General features: G+C 69.3%; 16 protein-coding genes. 10 read left to right on the top strand and 6 right to left on the bottom strand.

Annotated elements, in window-relative coordinates; genetic code table 11:
• Positions 1-11: 11 nt before the first annotated feature.
• From lipA to D1409_RS08105, 4 genes are all read left to right on the top strand, one after another.
• A complete protein-coding gene (gene lipA / locus D1409_RS08120; RefSeq protein WP_328587664.1) occupies positions 12-1055 on the top strand; it encodes a lipoyl synthase in 1044 nt (347 codons plus the stop codon).
• A gap of 208 nt (positions 1056-1263) precedes the next feature.
• A complete protein-coding gene (gene pdhA / locus D1409_RS08115; RefSeq protein WP_123535865.1) occupies positions 1264-2367 on the top strand; it encodes a pyruvate dehydrogenase (acetyl-transferring) E1 component subunit alpha in 1104 nt (367 codons plus the stop codon).
• A gap of 2 nt (positions 2368-2369) precedes the next feature.
• Positions 2370-3395 (top strand): alpha-ketoacid dehydrogenase subunit beta, encoded by a 1026-nt coding sequence (locus D1409_RS08110; RefSeq protein WP_123535863.1) that lies wholly within the window; start codon positions 2370-2372, stop codon positions 3393-3395.
• A gap of 3 nt (positions 3396-3398) precedes the next feature.
• Positions 3399-5147 (top strand): dihydrolipoamide acetyltransferase family protein, encoded by a 1749-nt coding sequence (locus D1409_RS08105; RefSeq protein WP_123535861.1) that lies wholly within the window; start codon positions 3399-3401, stop codon positions 5145-5147.
• Positions 5148-5211: 64 nt separating this feature from the next.
• Here the strand turns inward: D1409_RS08105 and D1409_RS08100 are convergent, their stop codons facing one another.
• Entirely contained in the window at positions 5212-5850 is a 639-nt protein-coding gene (locus tag D1409_RS08100; protein WP_123535859.1) for a hypothetical protein, read from the bottom strand.
• Between the two features lie 199 nt (positions 5851-6049).
• On the opposite strand from D1409_RS08100, the gene D1409_RS08095 reads away from it, so the two are divergent.
• From D1409_RS08095 to D1409_RS08080, 4 genes are all read left to right on the top strand, one after another.
• The gene (locus D1409_RS08095; protein WP_123535857.1) at positions 6050-6886 is read left to right on the top strand and encodes a hypothetical protein; all 837 of its coding nucleotides are present in this window, start codon (positions 6050-6052) and stop codon (positions 6884-6886) included.
• Positions 6883-8424: a choice-of-anchor X domain-containing protein gene (locus D1409_RS08090; RefSeq protein WP_123535855.1), complete on the top strand. Its 1542-nt coding sequence runs from the start codon at positions 6883-6885 to the stop codon at positions 8422-8424. The genes D1409_RS08095 and D1409_RS08090 overlap by 4 nt, the downstream gene beginning before the upstream one ends.
• Before the next feature lie 91 nt (positions 8425-8515).
• Positions 8516-9940 (top strand): dihydrolipoyl dehydrogenase, encoded by a 1425-nt coding sequence (gene lpdA, locus D1409_RS08085; RefSeq protein WP_123535853.1) that lies wholly within the window; start codon positions 8516-8518, stop codon positions 9938-9940.
• Between the two features lie 580 nt (positions 9941-10520).
• Positions 10521-11300: an SDR family NAD(P)-dependent oxidoreductase gene (locus tag D1409_RS08080; RefSeq protein ID WP_123535851.1), complete on the top strand. Its 780-nt coding sequence runs from the start codon at positions 10521-10523 to the stop codon at positions 11298-11300.
• Positions 11301-11344: 44 nt separating this feature from the next.
• On the opposite strand, the gene D1409_RS08075 is transcribed toward D1409_RS08080, so the two are convergent.
• The 5 genes from D1409_RS08075 to D1409_RS08055 form a co-directional block, all read right to left on the bottom strand.
• Positions 11345-11956, bottom strand: coding sequence for a DUF3267 domain-containing protein (locus D1409_RS08075; protein ID WP_164471606.1), 612 nt, complete (start codon positions 11954-11956; stop codon positions 11345-11347).
• Positions 11957-11972: 16 nt separating this feature from the next.
• On the bottom strand, positions 11973-12221 hold the full coding sequence (locus tag D1409_RS08070) for a hypothetical protein (protein ID WP_123535847.1): 249 nt from the start codon (positions 12219-12221) through the stop codon (positions 11973-11975).
• 63 nt (positions 12222-12284) lie between these two features.
• The gene (locus D1409_RS08065; protein WP_235853528.1) at positions 12285-13235 is read right to left on the bottom strand and encodes a winged helix-turn-helix domain-containing protein; all 951 of its coding nucleotides are present in this window, start codon (positions 13233-13235) and stop codon (positions 12285-12287) included.
• A 73-nt stretch (positions 13236-13308) separates the two neighbouring features.
• Entirely contained in the window at positions 13309-14982 is a 1674-nt protein-coding gene (locus tag D1409_RS08060) for an alpha/beta hydrolase (protein WP_123535845.1), read from the bottom strand.
• A 77-nt stretch (positions 14983-15059) separates the two neighbouring features.
• Positions 15060-16058: a formylglycine-generating enzyme family protein gene (locus D1409_RS08055; protein ID WP_206425003.1), complete on the bottom strand. Its 999-nt coding sequence runs from the start codon at positions 16056-16058 to the stop codon at positions 15060-15062.
• A 481-nt stretch (positions 16059-16539) separates the two neighbouring features.
• Here D1409_RS08055 and D1409_RS08050 point away from each other — a divergent pair, with 481 nt between their 5' ends.
• Both D1409_RS08050 and D1409_RS08045 read left to right on the top strand, forming a co-directional pair.
• A complete protein-coding gene (locus tag D1409_RS08050) occupies positions 16540-16932 on the top strand; it encodes a hypothetical protein (protein WP_123535843.1) in 393 nt (130 codons plus the stop codon).
• 82 nt (positions 16933-17014) lie between these two features.
• The gene (locus tag D1409_RS08045; protein WP_123535841.1) at positions 17015-18010 is read left to right on the top strand and encodes a DUF7544 domain-containing protein; all 996 of its coding nucleotides are present in this window, start codon (positions 17015-17017) and stop codon (positions 18008-18010) included.
• The last annotated feature ends 21 nt before the right edge of the window (positions 18011-18031 follow it).

Here is an 18031-nt window from a genome sequence, read left to right as displayed (position 1 = left end):
CCGGACGAGGGATCTGGAGGATTTCACCCGTTTGTCCTCCGATCGCTCGTCTCGGTCGCGGTGCCGGCGGCCGCGTTCGGTCGAACTCCCGCACGCTTTTCAGCGACCGAACCGAACCACCGACAATGAGTCGCGCCCGCAAGCCCGAGTGGCTGAAGATGCGGCCGCCGTCGGGCGAGCGCTTCACGGACATCAAGGAGACGTTGCGAGAGCGCGACCTCAACACCGTCTGCGAGGAGGCAAACTGCCCGAACATGGGCGAGTGCTGGAGCGGGCGCGACGGGCCCGGCACGGCCACGTTCATGCTGATGGGCGACACCTGCTCGCGGGGCTGTAACTTCTGTGACGTCGAGACCGGCGGGATGGACCCGCTGGACGAGGACGAACCCGAGCAGGTCGCCGACGCCGTCGCCGAGATCGGACTGGACTACGTCGTCCTCACCTCGGTGGACCGGGACGACCTACCCGACCAGGGCGCCGGTCACTTCGCGCGCACTATCGAGGCGATCAAGGAGCGCCACCCGGGCATCCTCGTCGAGGCGCTCGTGCCCGACTTCCAGGGCGAGGAGCGCCTCGTGCGGAAGGTCCTCGACGCCGAGCCGGACGTGTTCGCGCACAACGTCGAGACGGTCGACCGCCTCCAGTGGCCGGTCCGGGACCGCCGAGCGGGGTACGAGCAGTCGCTCTCCGTCCTCCGGCAGGCCGCGGCCGAGTCCGACTCCTACGTGAAGACGAGCGTCATGCTCGGTGTCGGCGAGTACGACCACGAGATATACCAGACGCTCCGGGACCTGCGGAGCGTGGGCGTCGACGTGGTGACGCTCGGGCAGTACCTCCAGCCCTCCCGGTCGCATCTGGAAGTGTCCGAGTACGTCCACCCCGACGCCTTCGACACCTGGCAGCGGGTCGCCGAGGCGGAACTGGACTTCCTGTACTGTGCGGCCGGACCGATGGTCCGCTCGTCGTATCGCGCTGGGGAACTGTTCGTCGACGCCGTCCTCCGGGACGGCAAGAGCGTCGAAGACGCGCGCGCCGAAGCGAAAGCTGCCGAATAGCCCGGTTCCCACGAGGGTCCCGTGCGCGCGAATGTGGACAAACGCCCACAAACACGCCCGCAATAGCCGCGTTTTCCAGCAAAATAAATCCCCAAACGCGCGGGTCGTCAAGGCCGACCGGCAATAATGGACCACAGCGAAAGCTATTTACGAAAATCCTTAAGCCGACAGCACCACTTGGTTCGGGTATGCTACGCAGGAGGGTTTTATGAGTACTTTACAGCGCGACCCGGAGGACCGGGTCCAGGTCATCGACGAGGAGGGCCAGGTACGCGATGGCGCGACCGTGCCCGACCTCGCCGACGAGACCCTCGTCGAGATGTACCGGGAGATGAAACTGGCCCGGCACTTCGACCAGCGAGCGGTGAGTCTGCAACGGCAGGGGCGGATGGGCACCTACCCGCCCCTGTCGGGGCAGGAGGGCGCACAGATCGGCAGCGTCCACGCGCTGGCCGACGACGACTGGCTGTTCCCCAGCTACCGGGAGCACGCCGCGATGCTCCACAAGGGGCTCTCCCTGCAGCAGACGCTGCTGTACTGGATGGGCCACGAGGAAGGGAACGTCCGTCACGACGAGAACATCTTCTCCGTCGCCGTGCCCATCGCGACGCAGATCCCTCACGCCACGGGGGCGGCGTGGGCGTCGAAGCTCAGAGACGAGAGCAAGGCGTTCCTCTGTTACTTCGGCGACGGCGCCACGTCGGAGGGGGACTTCCACGAGGGACTCAACTTCGCGGGCGTGTTCGACGTGCCCGCGGTCTTCTTCTGTAACAACAACCAGTGGGCGATCTCGGTCCCCCGAGAGCGCCAGACGCGGAGCACGACGCTCGCCCAGAAGGCCGACGCCTACGGCTTCGAGGGCGTGCAGGTCGACGGCATGGACCCCCTCGCCGTCTACCAGGTGACGAAGGCCGCCGTCGAGAAGGCAAAACACCCGAACCCCGACGAGTTGCGTCCGACGCTGATCGAGGCGGTCCAGTACCGCTACGGCGCCCACACGACCGCCGACGACCCCTCGGTGTACCGCGACGAGGCTGAGGTCGAGGAGTGGCGCGCGAAAGACCCGATCCCGCGGCTGGAGAACTTCCTCAGGGACCAAGGGATACTCGACGACGAGCGCGTCGAGGCGATACAGGGGGAGGTCGAGGACGCGGTGGCCGAGGCTATCACGGCGGCCGAGGGCGTCAAGCGGCCCGAGCCGTCGGAGATGTTCGCACACGTCTACGAGGGGATGCCCAGGCGGCTGGACGAACAGCTGGACTACCTGCAGCGACTGCGCGACCGACACGGCGACGAGGCGCTACTGGAGTAATCATGAGCCAGACCACCGACACCGACGCAGACACCGAGGCAGAGAGCGGCGAGACGCAGAGCCTGACGCTGGTACAGGCCGTCCGCGACGGCCTCCAGACGGAGATGGCCCGCGACGACCGCGTGATCGTCATGGGCGAGGACGTGGGCGAGAACGGCGGGGTCTTCCGCGCGACGGAGGGACTCATCGACGAGTTCGGCGGCGACCGGGTGGTCGACACGCCCCTCGCGGAGTCGGGCATCGTCGGCACCGCCATCGGCATGGCCGCCTACGGGATGCGCCCGGTGCCCGAGATCCAGTTCATGGGGTTCATCTACCCCGCGTTCGACCAGATCGTCTCGCACGCGGCGCGCCTGCGGACGCGCTCGCGCGGGGAGTTCACCTGCCCGCTCGTCGTCCGGGCGCCCTACGGCGGCGGCATCCGTGCGCCGGAACACCACTCCGAGTCCAAGGAGGCCTTCTTCGTCCACGAGCCCGGCCTGAAAGTCGTGATCCCGAGCACGCCATACGACACGAAGGGGCTGCTCGCCTCCGCTATCCGCGACCCCGACCCGGTGATCTTCCTCGAACCGAAGCTCATCTACCGGGCGTTCCGCGAGGACGTGCCCGAGGACGAGTACACCGTCCCGCTGGGCGAGGCCGCCGTTCGGAAGGAGGGGTCGGACGTGTCCGTGTTCACCTGGGGCGCGATGACCCGCCCGACGATGGAGGCCGCCGAGAATTTGGCTGGTGAGATCGACGTGGAGGTCGTCGACCTGCGGACGCTCTCACCGCTGGACGAGGACGCCATCGTCGAGTCGTTCAAGAAGACCGGCCGCGCCGCGGTCGTCCACGAGGCGCCCAAGACGGGCGGGCTGGCCGGCGAGATCACCGCGACCATTCAGGAGGAGGCGCTGCTGTACCAGGAGGCGCCGATCGAGCGGATCACGGGTTTCGACGTGCCGTACCCGCTGTACGCGCTGGAGGACTACTACCTGCCGGAGCCGGAGCGCATCGAAGACGGCATCAGGGACGCTTTCGAGTTCTGAGCCATGGTCCGCGAGTTCAAGCTACCGGACGTGGGCGAGGGCGTCGCCGAGGGCGAGCTCCTGGAGTGGCACGTCGAACCCGGCGACCCGGTCACGGAGGACCAGGTCGTCGCCGACGTGGAGACCGACAAGGCCGTCGTCGACGTACCGTCCCCCGTCAACGGCACGGTACGAGAGTTGCTCGCCGAACCGGGCGAGGTAGTCCCCGTCGGGACGGTGATCATCACCTTCGACGTGGAAGGCGAGGCGTCGTCAGACGCCTCGGACAGTCGAGCGGCGGAGCCGCGAGACGGCGAGGAGGCGACGGAGAGCGAACAGGACGCCACCGCCGACACGGAGACCGAAGCGGTGTCCGACGAGTCCGCGACGGTCGGCGAGTCCGAACAGGCGGTCGCCGACGAGAGCGACGACGCCGGGCAGGCGGCCGAGTCGTCGGTGAACGGGCAGGGCGGGCGCGTGTTCGCCGCGCCGAGCGCCCGCCGACTCGCACGGGAACTGGGCGTCGACATCGCCGCCGTCGCGGGATCCGGTCCCGGCGGTCGCGTCACCGAGGCCGACGTGCGCGCCGCCGCGGAAGACGAGGGCGAGGAGGCCGACGGCACACAGCTGAAATCCGCCATCACTCGCATCGGAGACCACGGGAGCGCCGGCGACGGCGAGCCGGACGCGAGCACGAGCACCGACAGCGGCCTGAAATCCGCCGTCTCGCGCATCGACGACGGCGACAGCGGCGAGTCGGCGGGCGCGGCCGGCGGGACCGCAGGCGCGGCCCAGTCCATCGAGGCCGCCGGACGCGACCGGACGCTGGCGGCGCCGGCCACCCGGAAAGTCGCCGAGAAGCTCGACGTGAACATCGACGACGTGCCGACCGACGAGATGCGCGACGGCGAGCCCTACGTCGACGAGGCAGCCGTCCGCGAGTACGCCGAGGTCCAGAAGCAGGCCCAGGCCGCCGACGCCGAGGCGCTCGCGACGGCGGAGGACGCCGGCGAGGCGGGACCGCCGACGACGACGGTCGAGAGCGGCGCCGGACCCGACGCCGTCGAGGCGAGCGAGGGCGAGCGCCGCGAGCCCTACCGGGGCGTCCGCAAGACCATCGGGCAGGCGATGGAGCGCTCGAAGTTCACCGCGCCGCACGTCTCCCACTTCGACAAGGTCGACGCGACGGCGCTCGTGGAGGCCCGCGAGAAACTCAAGCCGCGCGCCGAGGAGCGCGGCGTGAAGCTGACGTACATGCCGTTCGTGATGAAGGCCGTCGCCGCCGCGCTCGACGAACACCCGGTCCTCAACACGCAACTCGACGAGGAGAACGAGGAGGTCGTCTTCAAGTCCGACCGCAACGTCGGCGTCGCGGCCGCGACCGACGCCGGGCTGATGGTCCCGGTCGTGAAAGACGTGGACAGCAAGGGCCTCCTGCAGCTGGCCTCGGAGGCGAACGAACTCGTCTCGAAGGCCCGCGAGCGGTCGATCGCCCGCGAGGAGATGCAGGGCGGCACCTTCACGATCACCAACTTCGGCGCCGTCGGCGGCGAGTACGCCACCCCGATCATCAACTACCCCGAGACGGCCATCCTGGGACTCGGCGCTATCGAGGAGCGACCCATGGCTATCGACGGGGAGGTCGTGGCGCGGGACGTGCTGACCCTGTCGCTGTCGATCGACCACCGCGTGATCGACGGGGCGGACGCTGCACGGTTCGTCAACACGCTGAAGGAGTACCTCGAAGACCCGACGCTGCTCCTCCTGGAGTAGCGGTCCGGCGCTCCTGCTGCTGGAGTGGCGAATCGAAAACGCTGTTTTACGATGAGACCGCGGCCTACTCCAGCGTCGCGAGGCGCGAGGCGGCGTAGGCCCGTGCGACGTAGACGGCGAGCGCGCCGGCGAGCGCGACAGTCGCGAACACGTCGACCGTGACGCCGAGTCCGCTCGCGCGGAACGGGTTCGCGCCGTCCATCGCGTGGACGTACGCGCCGAGCGTCGACTCGCCGCCGAGGCCGAGCGCGAACAGCGCGAGCATGACGGCGGTCGCGAGCCCGCCCGTCCCGAACCCGAGGTAGGTCGCGTACGTCTCGGTGTTGAACAGGCTGATCGCCTGGTCCTCGGTGAGCGGTTCGTGGCGAACTCGATAGAGGACGACGCCGAGCAGGAGCGCCGCCGCCCCGAGTTCGATGACGAGCGCGAACAGCCCCATCAGGATGATCGTCGGGGACGCCGTCGTCGGATCGACGGTCGGGAGATACGTGGCGGCGTCCGCGGGGAAGAGCGCGTAGACCGGGAGCGTGAGCGCCAGCGCGCCGATCAGCGCACACTGGATCAGGAGCTTCCGCGGCACGGGCTGTTTGAAGTGAGAGAAGCGTTCGACCTGGACGGTGTCGTACGCCGAGTCGCTCAACACGCGCTGGCAGATCGGATCCTCCGGCGCGTCGTCCGGGTCGGCCGCCTGACTTCGGTCCATGTCGGTTCGCCCTTAGTTGCGCCTGACCGTTCCTGTATAAGACGCTTGCGTTGCCAAACTCGTCGGCGGGAATCTATTCGAGGTGGAGTGGAGACGGACCCAGGAGCGAACCGCGTCGATAGGCCCGACTTACCCGGCGACGGCGCCCGGTAGCGACGTGGTTACTAACTGTCTTTCAAATATATAATTCCATACACATATGCCGGTAGAACTGTCGATACACGATGGAAGTCCGTGGTGGGCGAGCCACGACATCTGGACCGTCCCGGGCGGCGACCCGCAGGGGACTCCCGGGACGCCTGTCGTCGGTGAACCGTGTTACGTCTGGGCGCGAGTACACAACGAGGGGACGGAGCGAGCGGAGAACGCCGTCGTCAGGTTCTACTGGGCGAACCCGGCCGTCGGCTTCGACCGGACGACAGCGACCCAGATCGGGACGTCGTTCGTCACTCTAGATCCGGGTGAGACATCCGAGGTGCTGTGTCTGACACAGTGGCTGCCGCAGTTCGTCAACGAAGGGCACGTGTGCCTGCTAGCGGAGGCATTTCACGAGACGCTCGACCCGCTGGGGCCGAGTGCGTCCTTCGACGTCCCGGCGGATAAGCAAGTCGCACAGCGGAACCTCACGATCGTACAGGCGCTGGAGTCGATGGAGTACCGGTTCTCGTTCGCGTTCGAGGTCCACAACGCTGAACGCGTTCCCCAGACGTTCAGCCTGAGGGCCGAACAGGTCGACTTCGAGTCGGTCCGGGGGCTCGAATCGCTGTTCGGACCCGAGTTCGAACTGCCCGAGGAGGGGGCCGTCGAGGACCTCGGGTTCGTGGACGAGCCGTGTCCCGACCTCGACGACGTCGACGCCGAGGAGCGGATCGGCGACCTCGAACTCGACGCGGAGCGACAGACCGGCTTCTCGCTCGTCGGGCGACTCGACGGCGAGGCCGCGCTCGTGAACGTCACGCTCCGGAGCGACCGACGCACCGACCGCGACCGACCGCTGGGCGGACTGACCGTCCTCGTCACGGAGGCGAACCGATGACGCACGTCACTATCCCCAACCGACCGTTCGCGACCGAACAGATCACCGGCCTCATGCTCCCTGACGGCATCTTCGAGACGTCGATCGGGACCCAGAACATCAACGTCCACCTGCGGAACGTCGGCAACTCGTCGACCAGCGTGAACGTGTACGTCGAGGGAGCCTCGACGCCGGTGCTCACCGTGTCGCCCCGGACGCACGAGGTGTCCGGGCTCTCGAGTGGCGCCTCACGACAGGTGTCCTGGGAGGCCGACTTCAGCGCCGTCTCGCCCGGCGTGCACTACGTCAGCTTCGTGGCCGAGAGCGGCGGCGATCGGACCCGGATGATCGAGAAGATATTCGTCACGCGGGTGAACTTCGACCCGAACACGCTCACGTTCGGCGCGGAGACGCCGGAAGGGACCATGGAGGTCCAGTTCACGGACATGGTCGAGCCACGGGATCGCTGTTGCCGGACGCCGGACAGGGACAGACCGGAGCAGACCCGCGTCGACGGACGACCGGACGTGATCGAATACCTGCAGGAGTTCGAGGGTCACGAGGCGGACTTCGAGTTCTGCCCGCCGGGGTACCTCCCCGAGGAGCTGTCGATCGGTGTCGAGCCGACGCCGCCCTACGACGGGAAGTACGGCGACCTCCCGTTCCAGGACCCCTGGTGGAAGATCGTCCTGTGTATCATCGCGGTCGTCCTCCTGATCGCCGCCGCGATCGCCGCGTCACAGGAGGGCGGGACCGTGATCGTCGGTGGCGGCGGTGGCGGCGGTGGCGGCGGTGCAGACGGGGACGAAGACTGCTGTGGAGTCAGCGCGTCGGGCGGGAGCAGTAGCTACCTGGTGGCGGGCCTGGTCGCGGCCGCGGCGGCGGCGGCGACCGCTGCCGTCCTTTCCGACGACCGGGACCCGTTCCGGCGCGGCCAGGACAACACCGACCCGGGCGCCGGCGAACAGACCACGGGCGAGCGGCTCGACGCCGCGATCTCCTACGGGGAGCCCGTCGCGCTCGGTCGGCCGTTCGCCGCCGACGTGAAGTGGACGTACACCCGCCAGACGACCGGCGGGACGTACACCCACAGCGTCAGCGAGACCAACACGAACCAGCACGTCCTCTCGCGCTACGAGGTCCGCGCGCCCGACGTCGTCGACACGGGCCAGCAAGAGCGCTTCGTCGTCGAGGCGGAGTTCTTCGACGAGGACGGGAACCAGGTGACCGGGGACGAGCTGTTCGTCCAGTGTATCCTCGCCGGTCCGAACGGCGAGTACGAGCGGTTCGTGCTCCAGGACGACGGCATCGACCCCGACCAGAAGCCCGACGACGGCGTCTACACGGGCGAGTTCGACTTCCGGCGAAAGGACGCGCGACTCGGGATGTGGCGATACTACGTCGTCGCGCAGGACGTCAACAGCGCCGACCCCGACATGGACCCCGAGGAGGCCGCGAAGATCATCGGCGGGATGGTCGTGACCCACCAGCTCGAGATCACGTTCGACCCGAGCGAGGAGTGCGAGTTCGTCTCCGACGGTCACGTGAACGTGATCTGACCGGGGGCCGCCGCCGGTCACCGGTTCGCGTCGCCACCGCCCGCTCGCTCGCCACAGTTAAACCACGTCAGGACGACCGATCGAGTAACAGATGGTCGTCGGAGACGTCACTACTGGAACCGACGTACTGGTCATCGGCGCGGGGCCGGGCGGCTACGTCGCCGCCATCCGCGCCGGACAGCTCGACCTCGACGTGACCCTCGTCGAGAAGGACGCCTACGGGGGGACCTGTCTGAACTACGGCTGTATCCCCTCCAAGGCGATGATCTCGGCGACGGACGTGGCCCACGACGCCGGCCACGCCGAGGAGATGGGTATCTACGCCGATCCTGCCGTCGACTTACAGGGCATGGTCGAATGGAAAGACGGCGTCGTCGACCAGCTCACCGGCGGCGTCGAGAAGCTCTGCAAAGCGGCGGGCGTCAACCTCGTCGAGGGCCGCGCGGAGTTCGCCGGCGAGAACAAGGCGCGCATCGTCCACGGCGGCGAGGGGCAGGGCTCGGAGACCATCGAGTTCGAACACGCCATCGTCTCGACCGGCTCGAAACCCATCGAGGTGCCGGGCTTCGAGTTCGACGGCGAGCACGTGCTCTCCTCGCGCGACGCCCTCGCGCTCGACGCCGTCCCCGAGAGCATGGTCGTCGTCGGCGCCGGCTACATCGGGATGGAGCTCTCCACCGTCTACCAGAAGCTCGGCTGCGACGTGACCGTCGTCGAGATGCTGGACGACGTGCTCCCCGGCTACGAGGACGACGTGGCCCGCGTGGTCCGCGACCGCGCGGAGAACCTGGGTATCGACTTCTACTTCGGCCAGGCCGCGACGGAGTGGGAGGAAGCCGGCGAGGGCGTGACGGTCCTCACCGAGAACGAGGACGGCGAGGTCTCCGAGTTCGGCGCCGAGACGTGCATGGTCGCCGTCGGTCGCCGACCGGTCACGGACACGCTCGATCTCGACGCCGTCGGGCTGGAACCCGACGAGAACGGCTTCCTCCAGACCGACCACGAGGCCAGGACGGACGTGGATCACGTCCTCGCCGTCGGCGACGTGGCCGGCGAACCGATGCTGGCCCACAAGGCGATGGCCGAAGGCGAAGTCGCCGCGGAGGTCGTCGCCGGCGAACCCGCCGCGCTCGACCATCAGGCCATCCCCGCCGCGGTGTTCACCGACCCCGAGATCGGCACCGTCGGGATGACCCAGGCGGAAGCCGAAGAAGCCGGTTTCGACCCGATCGTCGGCCAGTTCCCGCTCCGGGCGAACGGCCGCGCGCTCACGCACGGCGAGGACGAGGGGTTCGTCCGCGTCGTCGGGGACGCCGACAGCGAGTTCCTGCTGGGCGCGCAGGTCGTCGCGCCCGAGGCCTCCGAACTGATCGGCGAACTCGCCCTGGGGATCGAGATGGGCGCGCAACTCGAAGACGTGGCCGCCACCGTCCACACCCATCCGACCCTCTCCGAGGCCGTCCGCGAGGCCTGCGCCAACGCGCTCGGGAAGGCCGTCCACTCGCTGAATCGGTAGCTCTCGATAGCCTGCATCGTCCGTTTCTGCCGCGGATCTTCCGTCGTGGCGCGCGCTGGAGCGCGCTCTCGTGCGCGCGACGAAGCCGCGCGAGGGATGAGTAACGCAGGAGCGCAGCGACGAGTAACGCAATCGGCTGGGGAGGTGTGTGGTCGTCTGCAGTGCTGTGCGGGGCGGTTGCTGTCCCTGGTGGACTGAAAGGGCGAGGCCCGCTCGCGTTCAGTTCAGTCGCCTGAGCGGGCACTATCCGCGCGAGTGCGGGGTGGTGCGGTTGTCCGAGCGCGGATATCCCACTCAGCGATCGCGAGCGGGCCGAGGGCTTTCGTCGCTCATCGTCAAGCGCGGTCGAAATAACTGCTAGCGAGCGGGCCGAGGGCTTTCGTCGCTTGCCGTCGAGCGCGGTCGAAATAACTGCTAGCGAGCGGGCCGAGGGCTTTCGGCGCTCATCGTCGAGTGCGGGCGAGACGACTCGTAGCGATCAGGTGGAGGGCTTTCGGCGCTCACCACCAACGGCGATCGATGCGGCTCCCGATTCTCCGGGAGACGAACCACCAAGTCCCGCCGTCCCGACTACAGATCGATGCCACTGGACTACACCCACACGCCGGTCACGGTCGACGGGAAGACGGCAGTGCTGATCGGGGCGACGAGCGGGATCGGTCGGGCTATCGCGCTCGGGTTCGCCGCGGAGGGCGCGGACGTGGTCGCGACCTCCCGCAGTGAGGACCGCGTCGCGCGCACGGCCGAGGAGATCCGCGACCGCGGCGCCGAGACGCTCGAACGGACCTGCGACGCGACCGAGCGCGACGAAATCACCGCGCTCCGCGACGCGGTCGAAGCCGAGTTCGGTTCCATCGATATCCTCGTCTACGCGCCGAGTTACATCGCCCGCGAGTCTATCGACGCCGTCAGCGACGAGCAGTGGGACGAGGTCTTCGACGTGCACCTCAAGGGGGCCTATCGGGCGACACAGGTCTTCGCCGAGGCGATGGACGAGGGATCGATCCTCCACGTCGCGTCGGCGTCGGCGACGAGCGCGATCCCGAACCTCGCGGCCTACTCGGTGGCGAAGGGCGGGCTGGACACGCTCGTCAGGGTCGCGGCGGAGGAACTCGGCCCCGAGATTCGGGTCAACGCCGTCCGGCCGGGATTTATCGTCAGCGAGCAGACGCAGGGGACCTACACCGAGGGAGAGCCACGCTTCGAGACGATCAGGGACCGGACGACACAGGAACGGCTGGGCCGGCCCGAGGAGATAGCGGGCGCGGCGATCTATCTGGCGAGCGACGCGGCGAGTTACACGACCGGGGAGATCGTCGACGTCGACGACGGGTTCGGGGCCGCGACGTTCGAGGAGTAGCGGGTCCGAGCGCCGGGAGCCCCGGAACGGCCGAGCGAGGGCCGTCAGGACGAGACGAACTCCCGGTCGCTCACGACGTCGGGGTGGCGAATCGCGTCGAGCGACTCGCTCACGTCCGAACCGGCCGAGAGGACGCCGACGAGGCCGACGAACAGCGCCAGCGGGTTGCCGGTGGCGAGCGCCCACATCGCAGGCACCACGCCCAGAATCACGCCGGGCGCGGCGACGCCGACGAGATAGGCCGAGCGGCGGATCGGCCCGGCGGGCAGGACGGCTACGCGGACGGGATCGAGTCCGCCGGGGAACAGCGACGCGTCGACGGTCACGTCGCGCCAGGAGCCCTCACCCAGCAGCGCGTAGGCGACGGCGTGGACCGCGCCGTGGAGGACCACAACCCCCGCCAGCAGGGCGAACTGGAGCACGTCCCCGCGCGGGCCGAGCATCGCGGTGTAGTCGAGGTAGCGGTCGAACCCGTAGGTCGCGACGTAGACCCCGGCGAACGCGGCGGCGACGGCGACCGGGACGCCCACCGCTCGCACTCGTCCCCACGCGTCGTCGTCGCACTCGGGATCCGGGTCGGCGTACATGGTCACGGAGCCGTCGCCGCGTCGGTCGCTTCGACGCTCGGCCGCTGCTCTTGCCGCTGCCCCTGCCACCGGCAGTCGAGCCCGGTCATCGACACCCTCCGACGTAGCCGCGACGGCGCGCCAGCGCCAGGAGCGTCAGTTGCCCGTACAGCAGCGCGAGCGCGATGGGGAGGAGCGCGAGCGCCGTGAGGGTGTTCGAGAGCGGGAGTAGCTCGGCGATCTCGAGACCGAAGACGACGGTTATCGCACCGATGTACAGCAACGGCGAGGCCGCCATCGACTTCGCCTCGGCGAACAGGCTCGAGCGCTCGGATTCGGAGCTGTTCACACTCATACGTGTGGCTACCGCAGGGACCCACTTCAGCGCTCGGCGAACGGGATTTCTATTCGAGAACTGTCACGAATCGCGGACCGACACCGACCCCGAGTCGTCGACCGAGACGGCGAGCGCGTCGCCGTCGAGCGAGACGTCGACGTCGATGCGCACGGGATCAGTGTCGGCCACGGAGACTGCGTCGCCGTCGACGAACGCGGGTTCCCAGACGTGTAGCTCGTCCAGCGGGCGGTCGTGGCGGCGGTAGAACGCGGCGACGGCGGGGTCGACGAGGAGACAGAAACCGACCGGGCCGACGAGGCGGGCGCCGCAGGTGTCACAGCGGACGCGGAGTCTCGGGGAGGGTTCCTCTCCGTCGGCGTCGGCGTCGGGGTCGGTGTCGTCAGAGCCGGCGACGACGGCGGGGTCGACCGGGCCGGAGCACTTCGGGCAGACGCCGGCCAGCGCGCGCTCGATGGCCTGGCGGGCGAACAGTTCGGTGAGCGAGACGACTTCGGGGAGCGTCGCGTCGGCGGCCGCGGCCGGCGGGAGCGACCAGTGGAAGAGGGGGTGACCGGCTTCGCAGACGACGGCGCAGACGCCGTTCTCGTAGGTCGCCACCGCGGGAGAGCCACACACCGAGCAGTCGCTGTCGAGGGGTTCGGGCTCCATCGACCCGCGGCCGGTGTACGTGCCCGCGAGGATGGCGGCGACGACTTCGAGGCCGGCGTGGGTGAGTCGGTACCCGCCGTCGGCTTTCTCGACGAAGTGGTCGCGGAGTTCGTTGAGGTGGTAGCGAAAGCGCCCGGAGTCGCGCACGTCGACGCGCCTGCGCAGGTCGGCGAAGCCCACGGAGTCCGGCCCGGCTTCGCGGTGGAACGCGGCGAGTGCCCGGAGGATGTCGACCCGGAGCGGGTCGGAGAGCGACGCGAACGCCGCCGCCGGATCGACGTGCATCGCTCCCGCCGGCGCCCCGGACTCGCCGCCGTCGGCGTCGGTCGTGCCGTCGGCCCCGCCCTCGTCGGGCGGACTCACGGCCGCGTCACACGGGTGGGGACCCGTCGCATGCGCGACGGTTCGCCGCCGACGGGCACAAATCCATCGGCGGCTACAGCCCGGTCACCCAGTCGGCCAGGTCGGCGACCAGTTCGCGCGCGACGTTGTCCGGGAAGGCGTACTCCGTCGACAGCGAGGGAGTCGTGCCGGGCTGGAACAGGTGCGAGAGATCGGGATAGCGCTCGAAACGGTGGACGTCGGGGTCGTCGAGGCCCTCCCGCCAGCCCGACAGCGCCGGGTCGATCGGGATCTGGAAGTCCCGACCGCCGTGAGCGAGAAAGAGCGGCGCGTCGACGCGGTTGGCCGTCGCGACCTGGTCGTACTCGAAGAGGGTCTTCCACCAGATGCCGGGGAGCGGCCCGATCTGCCGGTCGTCCGCCACGGAGCCGTCCTCGACGGCGGACATCAGCCGCTCCACCGCCGAGAGTTGCTGTTGCTCCCGGGTCGAGAGGCCGCCCTGCACCTCGAAGATGTGTCGCACCTGTTCGGGGTACACCTCGGTGAACGGCCGGGCGTTCCCGGAGAGGAGGGCGCCGCCGGCCACTGCGCCGTCGCGCTCGGCGATGCGCGGGACGCACGTCGCGCCGATGCTGTGGCCCGCGACGACCGTTCTGTCGGGTTCGACTTCCTCCTGTTCGCGGAGGACGCCCAGCGCGTGGACCGCGTCGTCGACGATTATGTCGTCGATGGACCACTCGGCGCGGGGCACCTCGCAGGCGCGAGTGCGCTTCTCGTAGCGCAGGACCGCGACGCCGCGACTGGCGAGGCCCTGCGCGAGGTCGCGGAAGGGCTCGTTCGGCCCGATGGTCTCGTCGCGGTCGTGGGCGCCGCTGCCGTGGACGAGGACGACGCCGGGGACGGCGTCCGCGTCGGTGTCGGCGCTGGTCGCCGTTGCCGTGTCGGTCGCCGTCGCGGTGGCGGCGGCGCTGGCCTCCGTAGCAGTCGCGGTCGCCGTGGCAGTCGACGTCCCCGAACTGTCGGCGGGCACGGAGAGCGTCGCGGGGAGCGAACACCCCTCCGGTTCGAGCGTCAGCGTCCGCTCGGTGAACGCCGACTCGTCGACGTACTCCGGCGACTCGTACTCGCCGGGGAACCAGAGGCCCGATATCTGTCCCTCGCCGTCGACGACCGTCTCGACGGGCTGAGACCCCTGTGCGCAGTCGAGGGGGACGACGAACGTCTCGGACCCGTCGCGGGTGTCGGTCTCGACGCTCCCGACCGACTCGACGGCCGCGTGCTGGGCAGTGAGCCCGAGCCAGTAGCGTTCGAGCGTCGAACGGGGCATCTCCCGCGCGAGGTCGGCGGAGAAGCGGGCGTGGGCGGCGTCGAACTCGCCCCCACGGAGTTCGGCGACGAACTCGCGAGCCGTCTCACGGCCCGCGGGCGTCGCCGTCGCGGTGACTGTCGCAGTCGCCGTCGCGGTGGCCGTGGCAGTCGCAGTGGCTGTCGGCGTCCCCGCTGGCGTGGGAGTCGGCGTCTCCGTCGGTGGTGCCGTCATCGTCGGCGTCGGTGTCTGTGTCAGTGTCTGCGTCACCCTCGGCGATGGATTTCGAGTCGTGGTTTCGGCCCCTTCCGATCCGGGCGTCAGCGTGTCGGTCGACCCGCCGGTACCGTCGTTACAGCCCGCGAGTCCGCCGGCCAGCGTGAGCCCGGCGACGGCGCGGAGGAGCGTTCGTCTGGAGGAGGCGATACTCGGGGCGGAGGCTTCAGGGTCGGACCCCGTCATCACTCGACCTGACAGTCGGGGACGACTTCAACACTTTGCGAACGGGATTTCTATCCGAGATCCGACAGCCGGTCGGGTTACGTGGCGTCGACGACACAGCGGAAGCCGATGTTCCCAGTCGAGCTCTCGGGGTCGTTCTTCGACCGCGCGGCGAGCCGATAGCGGTTGCACCACGACTCGTGACAGAGGTGCGAGCCGCCCCGCATCACCCGCTCATCGCCCGTCTCGGGACCGGTGGGGTTCTCGGGGTCGTAGGCGTCGGTGGTGTGGTGGTCGGCGCTGAACCAGTCGCGACACCACTCCCAGACGTTGCCGCAGACGTCGTAGAGTCCGAAGTCGTTCGGCCGGTAGGCGTCGACCGGCGCGGTCGCGAGGTGGCCGTCGTCGCCGGTGTTGTGCTCGGGGAAGTCGCCCTGCCAGACGTTACAGCGGTGTTCGCCGTCGGGTTCGAGTTCGTCGCCCCACGGGAAGCGCGTCCCCTCGCGGCCGCCGCGGGCGGCCCGCTCCCACTCGGCTTCCGTTGGGAGGCGCTTGCCCGCCCAGTCCGCGTACGCCGCCGCGTCGGACCACGAGACGTGCGTGACCGGGTGCGTGAGGATATCGGCGTCGACGACGCTGGAACTCGGGCCCCGCGGGTGGAACCAGTCGGCGCCGGCGACGGCCGCCCACCACTCCGCGCCGGGGACCCGGTCCCGGACGTGTTCGCGGTCGGCCTCGGCGACGAAGTCCTCGAAGACGAACGACCAGCCGAATCGCTCCGCGTCGGTCGTGTAGTCCGTCTCGCGGACGAACGCCAGGAACTCGGCGTTCGTGACGGCGTAGCGGTCGATGTAGTACGGGTCGGTGGTGACCTCGCGGGCCGGCCCCTCGCCGTCCTCCGCGAAGCCCACGTCGTCGTCGGTGCCCATGCGGAAGGACCCGCCGTCGACGCGGACCATCCGGTTCGTTCGTTCGTCGTCGTCGGTCGCGGGTTCGGTGCGCCAGTCGACGTCGGAGGCGTGGTTTCTGGCGGCGCTCGCGGTGGAGTCGTCGGTGTCGCGTCCCGGCCCGCAGCAGGCGCGGTCGTTCTCGCTCACGCCCGCGCTTCGAGCGGTTCGGAGTAAACGGTTTGGGTGCTCCGAGTAGTTGGGGACGAGCGTACAGCGACCGCAGGAGACAGCACTTGCGAGAACAGCGTGAAAGCCCCGACCGTTTCGGCTCGGGAGCCTCGCTGCGCTCCTCGCTACGCTGCGGTGCTTGTGTCGGCTTCCTTCACCGAAACGGTCGCCCCTTTCATTCCCACCCGCACAGACAGGCCCATCGGCCGACACGGGTGGGTATGAAAGGGGCCGACCGCTCCGGGAACCCGGACGTAGCAAGCACTGCAGGGAGCGAAGCGACCGAAGGGCGCAGCAAGTCCCGGGACCGGAGCGGTCGGGGGCTTTCACGCTGTTTGTGGTCGCTGTCGTCTCGGTCGCTGTCGGGCCGGCCACTCGACACACGACACCAGATCGACCACACCGAACCGCGGCCACTCCTAGGCGTGGATTTAATGGCGCAGAGGGCATGGTGGCGGGTATGGACATCCGGGACGCAGTCGAGGCGGACGCGGACCGGCTGGCGGAACTCACCGGCTCCCCGCAGGACGTGATGCGGAACCTGGTCCACGACCGGACCGTCCGCGTCGCGACCGACGACGAGGAGATAACGGGGTTCGTCAGCTACGACGCGCAGTCGGAGACGGTCCACATCACGCAACTCGAGGGCACGCCGGCCGTGCGCGACCGACTCCTCGAGGAACCGATACGCTTCGCCGAGTCGGAGGGGATGGCCGTCGAGTTGCTCGTCCCGGAGGACGAAGGCGAGACGCGCGACGCCGCCGAGGACGCTGGCTTCGAGCACACCGGCGCCGGCCCGACCTTCGAGGGGCAGCCGACCGTCCGCTACCGGCTCGAACTCCGAGCGGAATAACCGAGGGTTACGGCGCGATACGGACGCGCTACGCGCCGGCTACCCGACGCATACTTTTCTCACCTCGCGCGGACGATGAGACATGTCACTGGCCGCACTCGATGCGATCGACGACGCGTATCGGGCGACCGGCGCGTTCCTCCGACCCGTCGACCGGACGCGGTGGGCGAAGCTCGCACTGATCGGGCTGTTCGTCGGCCTCCCGACTGCGAACGCGGGCGGTGCCCAGTTCGGCGGGGGCGGACCCACCGACGAACAGCCGATGCCCGGCGGACCGGTCGACGGGGCGGTCGACATCCCGGTCGAGGCGTGGATCGCGATCGCCGTCGCGGTCGTCGCCGCGGTCGCGCTCGCACTGGTCCTCCTGCTCGTCGGGTCGGTGATGGAGTTCGTCCTCGTCGAGTCGCTCCGCGAGGAGCGAGTCCGGATCCGCGCCTACTGGCGGCGGTACTTCCGGCGCGGACTGCGCCTCTTCGGGTTTCGACTGGTCGTCGGGCTGGCGGTCCTGGCGGCGGTGGCGCTCCTCGCGGCGCTCGTCTTCGTGCCGCTGGCGCTCGACGACGGCGGCACAGCGGCCGTCCTCCTCGCGCTGTTGCTGGTCCCGGCGTTCGTCGCGATCGCGCTCGTCGCCGCGGTCGTCGGCGGGTTCACCACCGCGTTCGTCGTTCCGGTGATGATGGTCGAGGACTGCGGCGTGCTGTCCGGCTGGCGGCGCTTCTGGCCGACGCTGACCGGGCAGTGGACCGAGTACCTCGCGTACATCGTCGTCGCGTTCATCCTCGGCGTCGTCGGCAGCGGCCTGGTCGGCGTCGTCACCGCGATCATCGCCGTCCTGCTGTTGATCCCCTTCGGCGTGCTGGCCGCGCTGGCGTTCGGGCTGTTCGTCCTCGCCGCGCCCGTCGGCATCGCGGCGTTCGTCGTCGTCGGTATCCTGTTCGCCCTCGCGATCATCGCCGTCGCCGCGTTCGTGCAGGTGCCGGTGATCACGTACCTGCGGTACTACGCGCTGCTGGTGCTCGGCGACACGAACGAGGCGTTCGACCTGATCCCCGACCAGCGGGCGGCCGTCCGCGACTGAGCGACGGTCCCCGGGTCGGTC

It is taken from the genome of Halosimplex salinum (assembly GCF_003730195.1).
In the GTDB taxonomy this organism is placed as follows: domain Archaea; phylum Halobacteriota; class Halobacteria; order Halobacteriales; family Haloarculaceae; genus Halosimplex; species Halosimplex salinum.
This window is presented reverse-complemented; position numbering and strand designations above follow the sequence as displayed.

What these genes read in the sequence shown, in the direction of transcription:
- pdhA (WP_123535865.1), top strand. Translation starts at nt 1,264, where the DNA reads ATGAGTACTTTACAGCGCGACCCGGAGGACCGGGTCCAGGTCATCGAC.
- D1409_RS08110 (WP_123535863.1), top strand. Translation starts at nt 2,370, where the DNA reads ATGAGCCAGACCACCGACACCGACGCAGACACCGAGGCAGAGAGCGGC.
- D1409_RS08105 (WP_123535861.1), top strand. Translation starts at nt 3,399, where the DNA reads ATGGTCCGCGAGTTCAAGCTACCGGACGTGGGCGAGGGCGTCGCCGAG.
- D1409_RS08100 (WP_123535859.1), bottom strand. Translation starts at nt 5,850, where the DNA reads ATGGACCGAAGTCAGGCGGCCGACCCGGACGACGCGCCGGAGGATCCG.
- D1409_RS08095 (WP_123535857.1), top strand. Translation starts at nt 6,050, where the DNA reads ATGCCGGTAGAACTGTCGATACACGATGGAAGTCCGTGGTGGGCGAGC.
- D1409_RS08090 (WP_123535855.1), top strand. Translation starts at nt 6,883, where the DNA reads ATGACGCACGTCACTATCCCCAACCGACCGTTCGCGACCGAACAGATC.
- lpdA (WP_123535853.1), top strand. Translation starts at nt 8,516, where the DNA reads ATGGTCGTCGGAGACGTCACTACTGGAACCGACGTACTGGTCATCGGC.
- D1409_RS08080 (WP_123535851.1), top strand. Translation starts at nt 10,521, where the DNA reads ATGCCACTGGACTACACCCACACGCCGGTCACGGTCGACGGGAAGACG.
- D1409_RS08070 (WP_123535847.1), bottom strand. Translation starts at nt 12,221, where the DNA reads ATGAGTGTGAACAGCTCCGAATCCGAGCGCTCGAGCCTGTTCGCCGAG.
- D1409_RS08060 (WP_123535845.1), bottom strand. Translation starts at nt 14,982, where the DNA reads ATGACGGGGTCCGACCCTGAAGCCTCCGCCCCGAGTATCGCCTCCTCC.
- D1409_RS08050 (WP_123535843.1), top strand. Translation starts at nt 16,540, where the DNA reads ATGGACATCCGGGACGCAGTCGAGGCGGACGCGGACCGGCTGGCGGAA.
- D1409_RS08045 (WP_123535841.1), top strand. Translation starts at nt 17,015, where the DNA reads ATGTCACTGGCCGCACTCGATGCGATCGACGACGCGTATCGGGCGACC.